We start from the raw sequence: 19,333 nt of genomic DNA on the forward strand, positions 1-19,333 counted from the left end.
GGTTATGGCGGAGCGGCTGCACCCGATCCCATTCCGAACTCGGCCGTGAAACGCTCCAGCGCTGATGGTACTTCGTCTCAAGACGCGGGAGAGTAGGTCGCTGCCAGGTCTGCTAAACGCATGTTCAACCCTCATCTTCTCTCTACGATAAAGGCCCGCCAACGGGACCACGGGCCGCGAAAGCGGCCCTTTCATTTGGTGCGCCATCTGCCTATCTGTAAGCCAGCCTATCCGCAGGCTTGCGCTTACGTCCAAGAACGCAAGCAAACGCTTGCTCGTAGTCGCAAGCAAACGCTTGCTCGTAGGTGACGCGGGGTGGAGCAGCCCGGTAGCTCGTCAGGCTCATAACCTGAAGGTCACAGGTTCAAATCCTGTCCCCGCAACCAATTTTATCATAAATCAATAACCGCCTCGGTCTAACCGGGGCGGTTTTTGCGTTTTAAGATGGGGATCTCAGGATGTTGCGTCCGCTTCAAGGCCGAAACAACGGCGTACTCAAGAGCGAAGCGTCGCGAGGGCTGTTCGAGGACTTGATGCAATCTGTTATGGGTTCTGAGTCAAAGAAAATCCAAGTGCATTGTGGCAGATGGCGAAGAACGGCAACAGAGACGACTTCTCGCGCGCGACAAGGAGCCGGCTAGCAAGGCAAGCAAGGTATCATTGTAGCAATCCAAGTTGCAGGCACTTAACGTCAGCGCCGACGAGCGATGGCGCGAAAGACATGGACATTGGCGTCGCCGCTCATATCTGCGCGGCAGCTTCTGGACCCGGCGCGCGTCGCTATCGCGCTGACATGACGACCGAACAGCGGAAATCGCATGAGAACGGCATTTGGCTCTGCCAGGACTGCGCCAAAGCCATCGATTCGGATGATGCCACATTCTCCGAGACTGTTTTGCACGGCTGGAAGCGCAAGCACGCTGAGGACATGTGGCTTAGCATTGTCCACAGAGTCTCCTTCGGACCCAGCATGCCGCCGACCGTTGGAGAAATTGGTGCTCGTCTGCAAAAGGCGGCGGCGGCCGACCTTGAAATTTTCAAGCGTTCGCGCAAATGGCCGTCGACGAGCGTCAGCCTAGTGCTCGAGGTGAAAGGCCAACCAGAGCCTGTTCTTGCGAGGGCACTCGGTCGAACGCTGGGCGCTATGGATGATCTGGTGATCGTTGCGGCTCCAGGCACAGGTAAGACATCAGCGCTGTTTCAGTTAGCGGAAGCCTCTGTCGGCTCTGCGAGCGGCACGCCCCTTGTTGTTTCCCTTTCGGATTGGTCGACCGGAGGCCTCACGCTCATTGACGCGATTCTGCGTAGGCCCGCGTTTAGCGGGTTCACGGAGACCGACCTCCGCACCGTTGCCGAGCAGCCGGGTGTCGTGTTCATGTTCGATAGCTGGAATGAGCTTGGGAGTGAGGGGCGGCGCAGAGCTCGCGCCGAAATAGAGAGTCTTCGCGCGGAATTGCCCGCGGCGACCTTTGTCGTCACTACTCGTCCGGAAATCTCTGACGTGCCGTTTGAAGGCCAACTGCTGACTGTCCTTGAACTCAGTGTACAGCAGCAAATGGACATAGCACGCGAGATAAAGGGGGAGTACGGCGTTCGCCTAGTCGATGAGGCGTTGCGGACCCCAGGCGTGCGCGAACTCGTATCAGCGCCGCTCTACTTAACAACACTGCTCTCCCTACCGGAAGGGCAGCCGTTCCCGCGTACAAAGGAGGAAGTGTTGCGCCGCTTCATCGACGCCCATGAGCGGCAAGCCCAGCATGCGGAGCAGTTGAAGGCGGTTGCGCACGGTCTGCAGCGCGTTTTTTTGAGCGACTTGGCTGTCATCGCAACGCGCGCTGCCAACACATCGATCATGGACACCAACGCTCGTCGTTCGATTTCGCAGACGGATGAGTTCTTAGTCGCCGACGGTCAGCTCACGATCAAGCCGCAGCCGGGTGATGTGCTTGACGCACTTGTGAGCCACCATCTGCTAGTGCGAACAGGAGTACCTGTTCGCTATCGCTTCCAGCACCAGCAGTTCCAAGAATGGTACGCTTCAAGGGATGTCGAGCTTGCGATGCTGGAAAGCGTGGTCGATCTGAACGCGCGTCAAAAGCTCAAAACCGACATTCTGAACTCGACACCGTGGGAAGAATCGATCCTTTTCGCCGTAGAGCGCATGGCGCACGGCGACGAGCGGCACCAGAAGGCATGCGGCGTCGCGATCCTCGCCGCCTTCGACGTCGATCCGATCTTGGCAGCGGATATGATTTTCCGCTCCACGGAAGCTGTGTGGACGCAAATTTCCAGGGAAATCCAGAACCTTGTCCGGCGGTGGCACACCCCCGGGAAGATCGATCGTGCCGTGCGATTCATGGTCACATCGGGCCGCTCCGAATTCCGAGATCTAGTGTGGCCACTTATCACGAACGAAAACGACCAAAAAAGCCTTCCTGCCTTGCGGGCGGCGCCCCGGTTTCGCCCGTCGGTGCTCGGACAGAATGCCATGGAAGACATCCTCGCCCTGCCTCAAAAGGTGCGGGCGACAGTTGTTTCCGAGATCGCTTACAGAAGCGGAATGGACGGCCTCGATCTTGCGACACAAATCGCGAAGAGCGATTCTGACCCCGAACTGAAGGCGGCAGCTATCGGTGCAATGTCCTTCCGCCGTGCGGATCGCCATGTCGCGGACGTCTTGAGTACCGCCGACGACGACACCTTGAACGTCATCTACCGAAAGACCCATCTCGAAGAGATTGAAGAGAAGTCTGTACAAGACCGGCTCGCGGCGGCCCGTGCGCGTGCCGTGATTGAAGTTTCCGATTACGAGCGGCTGCGAGCGATCGTTTATGCACGTGATGGCAAAGATCATGGCGCAGAGCTCACAGCGCTCGTCGCGACTATTGAAATTGAACTCAAGCGAGGCCTTGAAGTCGGGTTGATATACGACGCCCGAAAGCAATACGAGCAAGCAGTCGCTCTTGGATTGCTGAAGCGCCTGCGCGACGGACGCGAGCTGTTCTACGGCGCAGACGACATTTTGGCCGCTTCCGGAATGGTGATCGACGACGACACTCTTCTAGATATGGTGGTGTCCGCTCAAGATTGGATGGATAGCCGTGCCGCAGCCGCCGCGTCGATCCTCGGTCCTGCCAGCGTCGGTAAACTCATCGATGCTGCGCTCAGCATTCTCGCCGAGATCGGACAGCTTGGCAAATATGATAAGACGTTGAACGACCGTTACTACAGCCTTCGCGATCAAATTGCGCGCACGCCCGGTGCCAGCCTTGTCGCCGCCGTCCAGGAGCGTGCGGCGGCGACCAGCAATGAAGAAATCCGTGTACTTGCGGAACTGTTGTGCCGCCGTGACGAAAAGGGCGAGAGAGGGCGCCCGTTTCCGAAGGGAGCGGATCCAGCTGTTGTGCAGCTTGTTGAACAATGGGTTGAACGGTTGCTCGCAAGCGGCGATAGCGGCACGCGGGGCCAACTGTCCGTGATGGCGGACCTCATCGGTCATTTCACCTCAGTCGCGCTGCTACCGATGCTCAAGCGGCTTCTCGAAAGCGAATTGTGCCGCTACCGAGCCTTCCTCAAACAGGCCGAGGCTGAACACTGGCAAGGCAAGGCGACGAATGAAGCGCGCACGAATTATCTGAACATCTATCAGAGAGCGTTCACGGCGATCAGCACGCCAGAGACGACGGGACTGATGGTTAGCTATTTGGCCGATGAGCATTTTGGCGAAACCGCTGCGCTCGTGCTCAAGGCGCAATGGATTCTCGCGAACGAACCCACGAAGGATCGGGGACTTCGTGGAAACGTGGACTTTACCCGCGTAGAGGAGATGCGAGCGCTACGCGCCCATCGCGCCACGCTAACCTGCAACGAAGCGGAAGCCATATTTGAGACGATTGTGCCGCTTATCGCCGATGGCGTCACCGAGGTGCAGAAGAAGCACGCGATCAAGCTGGCTATTCAAGCCGTGCGTCTGCCGCACGGCGAGCGCTCCGACACAATCAGCGCGCTCTTGTCGATTGCTTCACAAGGGGCGCGATCAAATTTGGTGCTGAACCTGATCCTCTCTGGCGAAACAATCCCGTTTGGCGTCGTGCAAGCCGGGCTCGATGACGTCTTGGATGATGCCAAGAAGCAGACTTGGATTCTGAATGAAGGTTGGCAGTTGAAAGCGTGGCTCCTTCTGCTGCCATTTACCGACCATCCAGCGCAGCTTGCCGACACGATTGCGGCGTTGCCGCCACGGCAGCGGGAGCCGCAGTTCCTCGACGAGATGATTCGCGCCACCGAGTGGGTACGAACGCCGGAGATCGAGGAAGCGCTGTTCAAGCTCGCCGAGAATGATGGCACCTTCTACGCCAATCACGCATGGCGCGATGCGGTGATGCGTCGGGGCACGCTCACATCGGCGCGCCGCTATCTCGACCTGATCATCGAGGGCAAAATCGACGGACGCGACGGCAGTCAGGAAATCGCTGGCTTGCTGAGTACGCATTCAGAACTGCGCAACTACGCATACGGTCTGTTGAAACACGGGGTTTCGCCAAAGCTCGTGTTGCTGGCGAACGCCGTGGCTGAGCTTAATGACCCTGACGGTGTACTGTTGCTTGTGGAGCTGGAAAACAGGCTTCGGCGCTCGTTGATCTCAGGGCGAACCATTGAGAGAGCCGTCACCAAGCACGTTGACTCTAAACACTGGAGCGGCGCGTTCGAGGTGCTTCCTGTCGCAGCAACTGAACTACGACGGAAGCTCTTGGCTATGACGACGGATGGCGGGCTTCATGATTTCGCCGCGCGTGCACTCCGTGAAATAGACCGCGTTCGCGACGAAAACGGTGCGCCCGAAGACGAGCCGCGCCATCCCGATTTGCCATCCGGCAAGCCGTGGCCGATCTTAGTATCCGATCCCGACGCCGAAGACGGCAGCTGATTCTTACAGCTTTGACCTGTTGCGCGCTGTCGCCGCGTGTTGTCAGGCGCGGGGCGAAGATCCGCGAGGATGCCGATGCCTGATCTCAATGTTCGCGAGCGAAACGAAGTTCCACTTCCGGCGCCAAATCGGACGTCCTTAGGGTCGGCAGACGATCGAGCCGGACACCCCAGCCTCGGCGCAGTCCGAGAAAAAGGACTGCAGCAGCCAGTACATTTGAACGAAGGACGGCCTCGGCCTTATGCCGTTCTGCGCATTGTTGAGTACATTTGTCACAGCCTGTTTGCTCAGCGATGAGGTGACAATGACCGCACGCCGAATGGCATCCGGAGCGGATCTCGCCTGCGCAATCGCCTCGCCGAGATCCGGCGTGTTAGTCCTGATCGTCCGAGATATCTGTGTAGCGTGCCCATCGTTGTTATAGAGGTTCGACCAACGTTCAATCTTGGCGTCCATTCGCTCGGCCGGAAAGGTCATGTTCCCTAAATTTTTGAGCGCTTGGCTCACTGCGATGTGGAATTGTCCCGCGCCCAGGGACAAGTCGCCAGCTTTGGCGTGATAAAAGGTGATTTGGGTGAGCGCGCCATCCGTCCTCAGGCCGATGAAGTCCGCCCATTCGTCATCGAGATCATCGCAGACGAGAATTGTGTCGGCGGCCGCCAGGTGGTCGACAACGACACCAAATGTAGAGTCGGCGTCAAACGCCGTTTTGGCTGCAGCAAACTTTCCCTTCTCGGTCTCAACTCCGTTCAAGCTGGGCTCCGCACGTAGGTAGCGCAAAAAAGCTGCGCCACCGTCCCGCAGTGTCTCGTCACGGAAAACTATCCCGTCGATGTACGCGAGGCGCACGTCGTCGAACAACACAATGATGGCGTCGTTCTCGTCAAGGTAGCGGTACAGGGGCTGGCGGTCGGGATCTTCGCCCAACGGAAAGGCCGTTGACTCGACTTCAACTGTGGCCGCTGGGGGTAGATCTAGCGAACGAAGTGCAATGCGGGTCTTGTTGAGGCTGAGTGAAGCTACCTGCTCCTCGGTGTCAGGCAGTGTCGCGTATCGCAGCTTATCGTCTCCGTTGATATCTAGCGGCCGGTCGAGTTGTTCGATGAGAATGTTAAGCTCGGCGATGGTTAGCGGGGTGGGGTTATCCCCGGCGTGAACAATCCGGATTGCTGGTGCATCGCCCGTTGCAGCGTCAGTCAATCGCGTCGTGTCGATGCCGAGCGCCGCTGGTTGTGCGAGGGAGAGCGCATCGACTAAAGTCGTGGGTCGCGCAAAGGTCCGCAGAAAAGCAGAGACTTCCCCGGCGTCAGCGCGTAGGGCGTCGATCATCTCCTCGGCGAACCCGATGATCTCCTCGTACCCTGCCCGATCGGACCGACGGGCAATACGCCCCGTGCTGGGAGTTGCGGTCATGTGTGTGCCGTCCACAGCGACGCTGTAGGTCTGCGGCGCCTGCCTACGGCTGCCGGCCGGGCCGACGACATTGGAGAGATCGGGAGCCTCAACCATCTTGGAGCGCATGGCGTATCGCGAGATGGACATGTTGCGCGTGCGCATCTTCTGGAAACAGCGTTCTGCTTGGCAATAGCGCGTTCGACCCGACTAATTGATACCGGCGCGAGGTGTTTCGTCTTGAAGTGCGCCGGTATGCTCAGTCGTGACGAGAACACGGCAAGGTAGTTCCGATATTCGACGAGCATCACGTAGCCACACAACGTCTCTACGACGTCGGTTGAGTCGTCCAAGAATCCCGGCGCCCTCTCATAAGTAAAGCAGATTGCCGACCAACGGGTGTCTCCTGCATGCTCTCGTGTGTGGTGGAAAATGTTGTGCCGGGTCGCGCCGTGGGCGGCACGCATTGATCGAAACAGGGCCTCAATAGACTTGTCTGAGAGATCGCGTCGGATAGAAAAAAAGGCGGCCGTCTTTGCGATCGAGAGATCATCAATCATCCAAAAAAGCCCCTCATCGTTTGACTCGGCGATAACGAAATACAGCAGTATAGCTAAGTATTGTGGCGTTTGGCTATGTCCACGGCTTGACGCTGCGCAGCCCATGGTCAGCGCCAAACGCGACGCCTATCTTTTGGCGCAGGACCGCACACTTCAGGCTGGGCGCAAAGGTTTGCTTTCTAGCTAGATTTCCTGAAAACGGGGACACGCTGCACCAGAAATCGATGAATGAGGGTCATGGCTACATAAGGTTTTTCATTCCCCAGGGAGACCACAATCGACGCTACCCGGTCACGGCAGCATGACACAGAACTATTCTCTTGCCGCGGAACCTTTCTGGCGTAATCTATGCCTTCCTCGGGAGCATGCATGGCGACGTTTCTCAGCGACTACTTTTCTCTCGACGATTCTGTATTCGAGGACTACGGGGCGGTGAACATTTCCGTGGTCAACGACCTGCCTTTGTTCGTCGATCCGTTCCTGCTGTTCCATAGCGAAAAGCCAGAGTACGTGGCACTTCATGAGCAGATCATTGAATATCTGGTGTTCCTGCGAGATCGCGCTGCGGAAGGGCGTGTGAGCGATGGGCAATTGAGGAACTGGTACTGCTTTCCCGAGGTGAAGCAGAATTGGCTGGGGTTCTCCGAGACGGGAAATGATGGTGCTGGCCTCGGTATCGATTTTGCGCGGAATCTTCATGCAAACCTGCACGTCATCTTTTCTGATTTCGGCGCAGAGAAAATCACCGAAAGCAGTCACCTCGAGAAGGTCTGCCTGGTGTCGAACGGAGTTGGCCGCGATAACATTAGCGACTTCACCACGAACCTGATTAAAGACTTCCTATGCCGTTATACCGAGAAGTTTGCGGAAGAACATTTGCCCGTCGACGCGGTGCGCGACGTATGGGTTGACCGGGCGAAGTTCAATTACAAGACTCAGAGCTGGTCTCGCGGCCGATACAAGTTGCCTTGGGTCAACGGCGATTATGTGATCTTGACCCCGAGGGATGTGCTTACCCGTGACGAAAATTGGATCAATCGCGACGACCTGGTCACGAGCTTCGAAGAAATCCCCGAGGCCATACCGGATGCCCAGCTGAGGGCGGCAGTGTTCAATTACTTTGAGTTAGAGCTTCGTCGCAGGACAAAGGTGGAGGAAGCTCCCGATTCTCGAAGGGGTCGTCGGCGACCAAGAAGAGAGAAAAAACCGTCTCAAAAAGAGCGCTCGGCAGCAGTGGTCGCGACCATGCAGAGATTCCCGCAGATCATCGACTACTACATACGCCTAAAGGAGATGCGAGGGGACGAGGCGAAGGATGTCAGTGAGGAAAAGGTCCTCGCGATCGAATACCTCTTTATCGAGCAGCTGCAGGAGCTCCAATCGGTCCTGATGGCGGAAACGGATTTCTATAAGATCGGCAAGACGACCTACGACGAGGCGCACGCTCGCCTGGCTTACCTAAAGGATGTCATCGAAAATAAGGGCGGCCACCGCTTTTTCTATGACGACAAGGGCGAGCCGATCGAACGCGAGAAGGATTTGCACGTCCTCTATCGTTTGGTGTGGTTCGGCACGCCGTCTGACGCCGGCGCCGAAGCCAATGACGGCCGAGGGCCGGTGGACTTCAAGATCAGTCGAGGTCGAGACAAAACCTTGGTTGAGATGAAGCTGGCGAAGAATACCAAACTCGAGCAAAACCTAGCCAAGCAGGCTGAGATTTACCAGGCGGCGAGTGATGCGAAAAAAGCCATTAAGGCGATCATCTATTTCACCGCAGCTGAGCTAATGCGCGTGAAGGGCATCCTTAAGAAGCTCGGCTTGGAGGGGAACAAGGACGTGGTCTTGATTGATGCACGGCGTGACAATAAGCCTTCGGCGTCAAAGGCCGCATGAAATCCGCCCGCTCCGGCATCCCTAAGAGCCAGTTGCATCTAGCGAAGGTCTGCTCTGGGCTGAAGAGGGGAGTAGCGCTTGCTGCACTGCGGGCTGAAAGGCCGACCTTTCCAGTCGGCATAGTGCCATTTGAAGCGCTGGCGACCGTTATCAATTCCCATTTGGGCTTCCGGCCATGTCATCTCTCGTAGCCCAGACCCGCAAGAAGCTAGGCGAACTTACCTCTCCGGAAGAATTCGAACTACTGGTCACCGCTGTCCTGCGTGCAGCCGATCCTGACTATGCCTCGCTGATCCATGTCGGTCTGAACGACGCGGGCCGTGCGATTGTTTCGCCGATCGATGGAATTGACATCCGCGTCTATCGCGGTGGCCGGCGTCTCCTGCTGGTGCAGCACACAATTACGGCGCGCAAAGACCTACGTCGCAAGTGGCTTGACGATCAGCGCGGCGACGTCACAAAAGCGCGCGCGATATCCGAAAAGGAGCTGGCACGAGGCGCTGTTTGCGAGGCTACATTGGTCCTCACTTGCGCGACGGATCCTGACCAGGAGCTTATTCGCGACGCGAACGCGGCCGCTGGAAAGGATCTTCGGATCGACTTTTGGACAGCCTCCAGAATCGCTGATTTTCTCGATCGAAATCCTGAAGGGCAATGGCTGCGCGAACAGTATTTCGGGACGCCGGCGAGCCGCCTGTCGGCGTCTCAAGCCCGGACCATTTCGCGCCAATCGTTGGATGAGTATCTGCCGCTCGTAGATCGCGCCGACATGATACCGCGGGCTCTCGACGACGTTCTGGACAGGTTCGCGCGTGAGACGCTCGGCGCGGGTTTCATCATCGGAGAATCGGGACTGGGCAAGAGTGCCGGCTTGCGCCGACTTGGCGATGCCTGGCACGCAAGCGGCGGGATTGTTTTCGTGCTGTCGCATATGTGGGTCGAACAGGCCAGCCGTATCGAGCAGGCAATCACGCTCGCTCTTAGGCATTGGTCGCCATCGCTTGATCTGTCATCCGGTTCAATGACTCTGAGCCTGGCGACGCCCGCTATGCCGGTTTTGCTGATCGTTGAGGACGTCAACCAGTCCTCCAATCCCAACCGGATCATTGAACGGCTCCTGGGATGGTCCGCGATGGTGAAGGCCACCGGCGATACCGCCGGCAGCACGCAGCAATGGCGGTTGCTCTGCCCGGTCTGGCGCGGCAATGCCGGGCTATCGGATATGCGGCTCAGAGATCGGGTCGTACAAAGCTCAATCGTTGTGGACCGGTTCGAGCGTGCTGAATCTGTCGAGGCAATCGGCGCTCGTGCGCTCGCGGCGGGTGCGGAACTCACCAAGCTGCAATGCGATGACCTCGCCCGCGCCCTTGGTGACGATCCACTCCTGATCGGGCTGAACCAAAACTGGGAATCGCCGGGCGCACACGACGCAATCCAGTCATACGTTACAGCGAACATTAACGAAGCGGCGGACGACAGACTGCTGGCAAGCGATCTCCGACATGCGCTCGACGCGCTTGCCGAGAAGGTCGTCGAGGAGCGGACGATCTTTCCCGATTGGCAACAAATTCGTCGCTGGTTCTCCAACGACCAGGACATAGTTGCTGCGCTCCGCAGGCTGATCGACCAGACGCGAATTGTTCGACTTGGTGCTGAAGGCGGTGGCGATACCTTGGCCTATCGGCATGATCGCGTTCGAGATTATCTACTGACCCAGGCGATGGTTCGACTGATCAGCAGTGACCGGTTGCGCGATGACATGTGGGCGGACCCATTTTACACAGAGCTGATCGGCGCCGCTTTGGCCGCGCTACCAACCGCGATTGACCGGGCAGCTCGGTTCAATCCAGTCGCCTTGTTCGCGGCTTTGCAAGACTCAAGACTAACGACAACACAGCGCCAACAGATCCTTGACCTAGCGCAGGATTGGACCACTTCCGTTGCCTTCAATACCGATCGGATTGAGCAGCAACGCCATCACGCGATGCGCTGTCTGGCACGTATCGATGGAGACTTTGTGATCCCCCTAGCCAGGCGGTTCCCTTTCTCCCTTCTTCAGTATGAGCCTCTAATCCGAAATGGCAGCGCCAACGCAGCCGCTGCGTACTGTGCGAACTCCGGAGCCGTGACAAGAGATTCCTGGCGTGATCGCATGATAGCGCATGCGCTCTCCCGCCATCCGCAATTCCTATCAGACCTGGCATCTTTGATTAGCGACGCTTTCCTCAGCGAAAAGCACTTTGAGGGCGCGCTCAATCTTGCTGGGGAGATCGGTGATCCAGTCTTGTGCGATGCGCTCGCCGTGCGTTGGTCAAAGACACCATCTCTTACCGAAGGGTGGCTGTGGGCGGGGCTTCGCTGCTGCCCGCCGATCGGACATCCCTTGGCGGACGCGCTGTGCGACGCGTGGGCCAAGCTTCCTACCAAGGTCCGTCATTCAGGGCGCAACCACGATAGCAATCCGCGTAGCGATATTGCTCTTCATAGCCTACCCTTCGGTTTTGCTCGCAAACCCGAGCCCAGCGCGGTCGCGTTTCTCATCACTCGCGCCAAGCAAGACCGGGCGCTTTGTGGCAGTCTGAGCTGGATACTCAGCCATGTGGACCTGCCCGAAGCAGTGCTCTTTGCGGCCCAATTCGAAGCGCGATTGTCTCGGCGAGCGGAGAAGACGGGTGGCTTTTACTCCTTTTCGATGCGGCTGGAACGGCAATGGTCGCCAGACCAACGAGGGCGCGCCTTGAGCGCGAAGTCGCGCACAGCGCTTGAATTAGTCTGGAGGAATCGACGACGTAACGCCTATGATCGCAAGGCCGCTTTCAATATTTGGCGCCAGACGCCGACCCGAGATGAACTTGCCTCGCTTGCCGCTCTCGAAGCCGACCCGGTGCTTGCCGATGCCGCGTTGAGAACGCGCCTGTGCGCCGCGCGGATCCGCCCGTGGCCAATCGCGTAACCGACGTCGATACAATTCTGGCTGAGCTGCTCCTCGATGAGAATGACGCGTTTGCTGAGGAAGTCATCGACCGTAACTGGGATCAACTCAAATCGAGCCCGGTCTTCGTGCAGACAGCGCTTTATCTTGCTACACCCAAAACCCTGCCGCTTGCGCGCTCAGCCATCGCCGAAGCGAATGCGCCGGAACAGACGTTTGCGTTTATTGATTCGCATTGGGGCATTAAGACGAATGGCCGCAAAGGAATAACCAGTCTTGCTCAGCTGCGGGCGCTTGAACCTTACTATGTCCAAATGAGCAAACTCCAATACGGTGATCTTTACGTTTCCACCTTCTTTGAATCGGCCAATCGATTGGGCGCACTCGAATGGCGCAAGAGACATCTCGACCCCATAATCAACGAGACCAAGTTTGGTAACTATCCGTCGAACTCGCAGGCTCTATTCAGCGCGCTCGACGGGGAAGTGAAGCGCTATGTCGCCCGCGGGCGAGCCTGGTTCGCGATTGATTACTGGTTTGAAAGGCGTGAGGAAGAGCTTTGGGAACGAAGCTCACTTATAGCGGTGATCGGCGAGTGGGCACGCGACCGCGTCAGTGTGGAAGCAGTGGAGTTGCTGTGCGAAGCGCTTCTCTATTTCGGCGAACGACGCGATCTCACACTGTTCGACGTGCTGCCGTCGAGTCTACGCGAGGCGTGCGCCGATGCCATTGCGAATTGCGAGTATGGCGTGCGACGCAGATCTTTGGGTTCCTGATTGAGAACGCTGCGCCTGGTGACGGCGGTGCGCAGCGCCATGGCGGATGATCCGCTATCGAGGGAGCTAAAGGATGCCACATGCCATCGGCGCGTGCGCCGCAGTGAAGGCAGTATTGCCGGTTGCACAGTCTCGTCGTCAGAATGGTGGCACGCAGCGAACTGTGCCGACGCTTCTTTAGGCGATCCTCGGCGTCGGCCTCGTCACAGTAATTTCGTTCATGACGGCCATCGATGATCCGTCACGCTTCCGCCACTCGCGCGGCGCGGCCTACCTCAGGCTGACCTCACGGCGCTGACAGTCGGGCCCTCGATCGTGTTCAGGGCGGCATATCGAAGGCCGGCGACGCTGATGTGCGACGCTCGGTCTACGAGGCGGCGTCGGGTCTGATGGCGCGCTTCAAGGGCTCCGACAAGATCAAGAACTGGGGCTAGGCGATCGCCAAACGCTCCTGCTACCGCAAGGCTTGTGTCGCCGTGGCGCGCAAGCTGGCGGTGATCATGCGTGCGATGTGGAACGACGGAACGTTCCATGTCGGCGAGTCCGGCAACAAGCCAGGCGGACGCCGCGCGGCGCACCATGACAAGGATCGCCAGCTGCTGGGAGCGCATCGATGAGCAGCGCAACGGAAATTGAAACGCATGGCGCCGACACGCTGACGAGCGCCACCTAACACAAGAGATCCGCTCCGGCGGATGAGGACCGATGCAGATCAGGAACGACGGAACGCACGTTATTTTGCCTGCGGCCGCTTCGATCGCGAGACGGCCGGACCGCGCCGGATTGCCTGTGACGCTGCTCCGTCACTCCGATGGAAAGTGCGCCACGATGGTTCCCGTGCTGCAAATAAGCAGCGCTGCTACCCCGTCGCAGAGCGCGGAAGACTGCACGGCGCATCGGAACTCAAGGTAAGAGTACGGGATCGTGGTTTAGAGCATAGAATGGTGTATTATCGTAGCTTGGAAGAGGAACGACGATCGAAAGAAAGTCGAGAAAAATTCGACCGATTAAGACGGCAAGATAAAAGCGCGCACATTGTGCGGCGGTCGGTTGGTTGTTTTTGCTGGGTTTCTCATCGCTTCCCGCACATTGTGAGTACTTGCTGCAATGTGCGACTTTTCACTAAATACTGATTCGGCTTTGGAATTTGAAGGTTGCGAGCGCATCTTGCTAACTTCCGGATTGCGATGGCCCAGCAATGTTGTGAATGTTTCACGAACCAATGACACGTTCGTCGCTTGTCCCTCCAAATGTCCGCAATGGGCCGGAAGCGGACTGTCCGCTTGGAGTAGAGGGAAGGTCGACACGGCCGTCAGACCTCAGGATCCGACGTGCTGACCCGGATGGACGTTCGATCGGGTGCGACATCCTCTGGTAATAGCATAGCGCACCTCCCAAAGCTGGGATGCCCTCGCAAAAGAGCCGCGACCGATCTCAGTGTTTGCGGTATAGTGGTTGAGCAAAGCCTCCACCGCCTAGGAGGTAGGCACGTGGATGTTCGGGCATGGCTGGTGAGCCTCGGCCTCGGCGAGTATGCCGACGCCTTCGGTAGCCACGACATCGATGAAGAAGTGCTCCCAAGCCTGACCGCCGAGGATCTGACGGCGCTCGGGATCACGTCGATCGGCCAGCGGCGCAAGTTGCTCAGCGGCATTGCGGCCCTCGCCGAGGGTCGGCTCCGGCCCGCCACGGCTCAGCCACCGCCTGCGTCTTCGGAATACCGCGCGGAGCGGCGGCAACTCACCGTCATGTTCGTCGACCTCGTCGGCTCGACCGAGCTTGCGCAGGCGCTCGACCCGGAAGACATGCGCGAGGTCATCCTCGCCTATCAGCAGGCGGTTGCACAGGAGATCGCTCGCTACGACGGGCGCGTCGCCAAGCTGATGGGCGATGGCGTGCTCGCCTATTTCGGCTGGCCACAGGCGCATGAGGATGATGCCGAGCGCGCGGTGCGAGCGGGCCTCGCCGCTGCTTCCGCCACCGGCCGGCTGACCGCTCTCGGCGGCAAGCCGCTCGCCGCGCGCGTAGGCATCGCCACTGGACTGGTCGTCGTCGGCGACCTGGTTGGCCAAGGTGCTGCACAAGAGGAAGCCGTAGTCGGAGACACGCCCAATCTCGCTTCGCGTCTGCAGGCACTCGCAGAGCCAGGGGCGGTCGTCATTGCCGACGCGACGGAAAAGCTGACGTCGGGGCTGTTCGCGACTTCGGACCTCGGTGAGCGTCCTTTGAAGGGTTTTGGCTCTCCGGTGCGATGCCGGCGCGTCATCGGCGAAACAGCCGCCGAAAGCCGGTTCGAAGCGAGGCACTCCGTCCTTGCACCCCTGGTCGGGCGGGACCGTGAACTGGCAGTCTTGCTCGAACGCTGGCGCCGCTCAGCAACGGCAGAGGGTCGAGTCGTGCTGCTGAGCGGCGAGGCGGGGATTGGCAAGTCACGCCTGATTGCGGCCCTCGCGGAGCGCGTCGCATCCGAAGCACACGCCGAGCTGCGCTTCTTCTGCTCCGCCTATCATACCAACAGCGCACTGCATCCTTTCATAGCGCATCTCGAGCGAGCGGCGGGTTTCGCCAGTGACGACAGCGCCGATAGCAGGTTCGACAAACTCAGGGCACTGTTCGCCAGGCTACAGCTGGAGACGGACGAAGCGCTGCCGCTGCTGGCGATCCTATTGTCGATCGACCCAGGCGGACGCTACCAGCCTCCCAGATTGCCCGCGCCGACGCTGAGGGCGCGCACGCTGGCGGCGTTGTTGCGGCTTGTCGAGGCGTCGGCGGCGAACAAGCCAGTGCTTGTGCTGGTCGAAGATGCCCACTGGATAGATCCGACGACGGCGGAGTGGCTCGGGATGCTGGTGGAGCGGGTCGACGGTCTGCGCGTCTTGTTGGTGGTGACGGCACGACCGGAATTCGAGCCGCGCTGGAAGGCGCATTCGGCTGTAGAGACAGTCCTGCTCGGGCGGCTCGAACAGGAACACGGCTTAGCGATCATCGAGCGCGTTGCAGGCAACAGAAAACTGCCGTCCGATATTGCCGATCGGATCCTGGCGAACACGGAAGGTGTGCCGCTGTTCGTCGAGGAGTTGACCCGCACGGTCCTCGATTCCGGGCTGCTGCAGGAGGCCGAGGGGCACTATCTCGCAATCGGGCCGCTGCCCGCCCTGGCAATTCCCTCAACCCTGCAGGACTCGCTGATGGCGCGCCTCGACCGGCTGTCGCCGGTCAAAGAAACGGCTCAGATCGGCGCCTGTATCGGGCGCATCTTCAGCCACCGGCTGCTCGCAGCGGTGAGCGGTACGGACCATGCGCGGCTTGACGATGCGCTCCGCCAGCTCGAACGGGCCGAGCTGGTTTTTCGCAGCGGCGTAGCGCCGGAGGCGACCTATACGTTCAAGCATGCGCTGGTTCGCGACACCGCCTACCAGAGTCTGTTGAAGAGCCGGCGCCACCAAATCCATGGCCGGATCGCAGAAGCGCTCGAAGCCGAGTTCGCCGAAATCGCCGAAGCCGAACCTGAGACTGTCGCGCAGCATTACACGCTGGCCGGACTGGCGGGTAAGGCCGTGCCATGGTGGCTGCGGGCGGGGCAGCGCGCCATGGCAAGGTCCGCCAACCGCGAGGCCGCAGCCCACTTCACCAAGGGGCTTGAGCTTATCGCGTCGCTGCCCGCTTCCGAGACCCGGCTCAGGCAGGAAGTTTCACTGTGGACCGCGATGGGCTCGGCGCTGGTCCCCGCAAAAGGTTGGGCCGCCCCGGAGCCCCTGCAGGCATTTTCGACCGCGCGGGAGCTTGCCGCGCGGCTCGGCGACAAAGTCCAGCTATTTGCAGCGGTACGCGGCGAGAGCGGCTGCCGTACGATCTCGGGCGACCTGCGCGCCGCCGAAGCTCTTGCGCTGCAGTGCAAGACGCTTGGGATGGAGCTCGCCGCGGCATCCGGCGATTCTGAATACCTGCTGGAGGCACACCATCAGCTCTGGGGCGTCAATTTTTATCTCGGCAGGTACGAGTCCGCTGAATCGTTTGTCAGATTTGGTCTTGATACCTACGACTACGAGCGGCATCGCCACCTCGCGTGGGGCTATACCGGGCACGATCCCGGTGTTTGCTGCAGGTCCTTCCATGCGCAGATGCTCTGCATATGCGGCAGGCCAGACGGGGCGATCCAGCAGGCAAGGGAAGCCGTCGCTCTGGCCCAGCGCGACTCGCATCCCCTCAGCTTGGCCCAGGCACAGATGGCCCTCGGCGTTGTCCACCTCCTCCGGCGAGAGCCCGCAGAGGCGCAACGCTGGACTGGAAAAGCCATTGCGGTGTGTACCGAGTTCGCCCTCCCGCTTCTTCTGGGGCAGGCTCGCGCCTTCTTCGGCTGGGCGCTTGCCGGTCTGGGAGCGTTAGACGACGGGATTGGCGAGATGCGCGAGGGGATCGCGGCCATGGCCGCGACCGGCGCCGATATGGGGAAGGCGGCTTATCTGTGCGCGCTTGGGCGGGCTTGCGCCGAGCGCGGCGAGGCAGGCGAAGGACTGGCCGTTCTGGACCAGGCGTTCGACACGCTCGCCAAATCAGGCTCCACATATCAACTGCCCGAGCTGTTGAATGCGAAAGCAGAGTTGCTGTCACGGCTGAACCCGCGTGGCGACGCCGCCGAAGACCTCTTGCGGCAATCTCTGGCCGCTGCCCGCGAGCAGGGCGCGATGTTGGCCGAGTTGAGAGCCGCTTGTCACCTCGCAGGACTCTGGGCCAATCGCGGCCGCGACAACGACGCGCGAGAGTTGCTCGCACCGGTCTATGCGGCTTTCAACGAAGGCCTCGACACGCCTGACCTGATGGAAGCCGGATTCCTTCTGCAACGGCTTCCGCAAGGAGCGACGGCGCAACCCTAGGGAGGAGTGTGGCATGCTCAACCGAATGTGGATCGGCCTACTGGCGGTCGTTGCACTGCTGGCACCTGGCGGCCGGGCTGTTGCTACCGAACTGACGATCCTGTGGGCGGAATGGGATCCGGCCAACTATTTGCAGGAACTCGGCAACGAGTATGAGAAGGAGACCGGGGTCAAGGTCACGGTTGAGACAGTGAACTGGCCCGATTTCCAGGACAAGGCGTTCATGGAGTTCAATGCCCATGCCGACGCCTACGACATGGTCGTCGGCGATTCGCAATGGCTTGGAGCCGGCGCCACGGAGGGCCACTACGTCGAACTGACCGATCTCGTGAAGGAGACCAATCTGACCAAAGTCATGACCCCGGCCTCGATGACTTATTATTCCGAGTATCCAAAGGGCAGCGGGCGCTACTGGGCTGTTCCGCTCGAGGCCGACGCGGTCGGTTGGGCCTACCGCAAGGACTGGTTCGAAGATCCCGCCGAGATGAAGGCCTTCAAAGAGAAGTACGGCTACGGCCTCGCCCCGCCTAAAACCTGGATGCAGCTCCGCGACATCGCCGAGTTCTTCTACCGACCGCACGCCAACCCGCCGCGCTATGGTGTGGCGATCTACACAGAGCAGCACGGCGACGGGCTCATCATGGGCTTCATGTCCGAATTGTTCAGCTATGGCGGCGAGCTCGGGAACTACAGCACTTGCGAAGTCGAAGGCATCGTGAACTCGCCGCAGGCCATCAAGGCGCTTGAGGCTTACAAGGAACTCTATTCCTTCACGCCACCGGACTGGGGCAATACCACCAATCGAGAGGAAGACCTGGCGATCACCGGGGGCTTGGCGGCAATGAGTATGAACTTCTTCGCCTTCTTCCCGGCGCTGGCCAACCCGGCGATAAATCCAAACGCCTCCGTTACGGGATTCTTCGCGAGCCCAGCTGGACCGGGCGGAGATCGATTCACGGCGCTGGGTGGCCAAGGTATCTCGATCGTCTCTTATTCGCGCAAGCAGGCGGAAGCCAGGAAGTTCCTTGAATGGCTCGTTCGCGATGACACGCAGGGGAAATGGGCGGACCTTGGCGGCTATACGGCAGACGCGCACATTCTGGAATCGGAGAAGTTCCGCAACGCTACACCGTACAATGAAGCCTTCTACCAGAGCCTATTCGTGGTGAAGGACTTCTGGGCAGAACCTTATTACGCCGAGCTCATCGAGCAGATGAACGCACATCTGGCACCCTATGTGCTCAAGAATGGCGGATCGGCAAAGGAGACACTCGACGGGATCGCAGCCGACTGGAAGAACACGATCGCCGAAAACGGCTGCAAATAGCCGTTTTCGGCCAGTCCGGTTTCGGCAGAATTTGATGACTATCTGCCGTGCACCTGACCGGAGACCCAAGTCTCCTCCGATTTTTCGGAGAGTCCGAGAGTTGATTTCTTCACGCGGCCAGGTTTTCCAGTCTCATTCGATGCGAACTCGGCAGGCGTGACGTTGCCGGCTGCCGAATGCGGTCTATGCTGGTTGTAATCCTCCTTCCATAGCTGGATTGCCGTTCGAGCTTGGGCAAGGTTGGCGAACAGCGTTTCGTTCAGGCATATCACGCAGATTTCCGTTGAAGCTCTCGATGTAACCGTTCTGCATGGGCTTGCCCGGTGCGATGTAATGCCATTCAACGCAGGTAGCCTCACACCATTGGAGAACGACCATCGAGGTCAGCTCCGTGCCGTTGTCCGAGACGATCGTACCCGGCTTGCCACGTGTTGCGATGATGGTGTCGAACTCCCGCGTCACGCGGGCACCCGACAGTGATGTATCCGCGACGAACGCGAGGCACTCGCGCGTGAAGTCGTCGACAACGGCCAGCACCCGAAATCTGCGACCGTCGGTGAACGCTTCAGATACAAAATCCAGGCTCCAGCGCACATTCGCACGGTCGGCACCGATCATCGGTCGCCGTGTTCCCAACGCGCGGGGCGACGCT

7 protein-coding genes, 1 tRNA gene, 1 rRNA gene and 2 pseudogenes are annotated in these 19,333 nt (G+C 59.4%); 9 read left to right on the forward strand and 2 right to left on the reverse strand.

Annotated features, from left to right (window positions below; genetic code table 11):
• From rrf to EN862_RS00015, 3 genes are all read left to right on the forward strand, one after another.
• Positions 1-109, forward strand: a 5S ribosomal RNA gene (rrf, locus tag EN862_RS00005); the annotation flags it as partial.
• Positions 110-309: 200 nt separating this feature from the next.
• Positions 310-386: transfer RNA gene (locus EN862_RS00010), tRNA-Met, on the forward strand.
• A gap of 335 nt (positions 387-721) precedes the next feature.
• Positions 722-4,927 carry a hypothetical protein gene (locus tag EN862_RS00015; protein WP_245519448.1) on the forward strand — a complete coding sequence of 1,402 codons (4,206 nt, stop codon included), beginning with the start codon at positions 722-724 and terminating at the stop codon, positions 4,925-4,927.
• A 138-nt stretch (positions 4,928-5,065) separates the two neighbouring features.
• Here EN862_RS00015 and EN862_RS00020 read toward each other — a convergent pair whose 3' ends face one another.
• Positions 5,066-6,448, reverse strand: coding sequence for a hypothetical protein (locus EN862_RS00020; RefSeq protein WP_245519449.1), 1,383 nt, complete (start codon positions 6,446-6,448; stop codon positions 5,066-5,068).
• 800 nt (positions 6,449-7,248) lie between these two features.
• On the opposite strand from EN862_RS00020, the gene EN862_RS00025 reads away from it, so the two are divergent.
• The 6 genes and pseudogenes from EN862_RS00025 (at position 7,249) to EN862_RS00050 (ending at position 18,681) form a co-directional block, all read left to right on the forward strand.
• Positions 7,249-8,772, forward strand: a complete 1,524-nt coding sequence (locus tag EN862_RS00025) for a hypothetical protein (RefSeq protein ID WP_127868892.1) — start codon at positions 7,249-7,251, stop codon at positions 8,770-8,772.
• A gap of 175 nt (positions 8,773-8,947) precedes the next feature.
• Positions 8,948-11,725, forward strand: a complete 2,778-nt coding sequence (locus tag EN862_RS00030) for a hypothetical protein (protein ID WP_127868891.1) — start codon at positions 8,948-8,950, stop codon at positions 11,723-11,725.
• Entirely contained in the window at positions 11,710-12,480 is a 771-nt protein-coding gene (locus tag EN862_RS00035) for a hypothetical protein (RefSeq protein ID WP_127868890.1), read from the forward strand. The genes EN862_RS00030 and EN862_RS00035 overlap by 16 nt, the downstream gene beginning before the upstream one ends.
• 21 nt (positions 12,481-12,501) lie before the next feature.
• Positions 12,502-13,019, forward strand: a pseudogene (locus EN862_RS00040) (transposase); the annotation flags it as partial.
• A gap of 951 nt (positions 13,020-13,970) precedes the next feature.
• The gene (locus EN862_RS00045) at positions 13,971-17,354 is read left to right on the forward strand and encodes an adenylate/guanylate cyclase domain-containing protein (protein ID WP_245519450.1); all 3,384 of its coding nucleotides are present in this window, start codon (positions 13,971-13,973) and stop codon (positions 17,352-17,354) included.
• Positions 17,355-17,367: 13 nt separating this feature from the next.
• Positions 17,368-18,681, forward strand: coding sequence for an extracellular solute-binding protein (locus EN862_RS00050; RefSeq protein ID WP_245519451.1), 1,314 nt, complete (start codon positions 17,368-17,370; stop codon positions 18,679-18,681).
• 38 nt (positions 18,682-18,719) lie between these two features.
• Here the strand turns inward: EN862_RS00050 and EN862_RS00060 are convergent.
• Positions 18,720-19,323: pseudogene (locus EN862_RS00060) on the reverse strand (integrase core domain-containing protein); the annotation flags it as partial.
• Between the last annotated feature and the right edge of the window lie 10 nt (positions 19,324-19,333).

The sequence above is a fragment of the Mesorhizobium sp. M2E.F.Ca.ET.219.01.1.1 genome (genome assembly GCF_004016445.2).
Lineage (GTDB): Bacteria > Pseudomonadota > Alphaproteobacteria > Rhizobiales > Rhizobiaceae > Mesorhizobium.

Excerpts from the sequence above, each read along its gene's own strand:
- EN862_RS00025 (WP_127868892.1), top strand. The coding sequence starts at position 7,249 with ATGGCGACGTTTCTCAGCGACTACTTTTCTCTCGACGATTCTGTATTC.
- EN862_RS00030 (WP_127868891.1), top strand. The coding sequence starts at position 8,948 with ATGTCATCTCTCGTAGCCCAGACCCGCAAGAAGCTAGGCGAACTTACC.
- EN862_RS00015 (WP_245519448.1), top strand. The coding sequence starts at position 722 with ATGGACATTGGCGTCGCCGCTCATATCTGCGCGGCAGCTTCTGGACCC.
- EN862_RS00050 (WP_245519451.1), top strand. The coding sequence starts at position 17,368 with ATGCTCAACCGAATGTGGATCGGCCTACTGGCGGTCGTTGCACTGCTG.
- EN862_RS00020 (WP_245519449.1), bottom strand. The coding sequence starts at position 6,448 with ATGCGCTCCAAGATGGTTGAGGCTCCCGATCTCTCCAATGTCGTCGGC.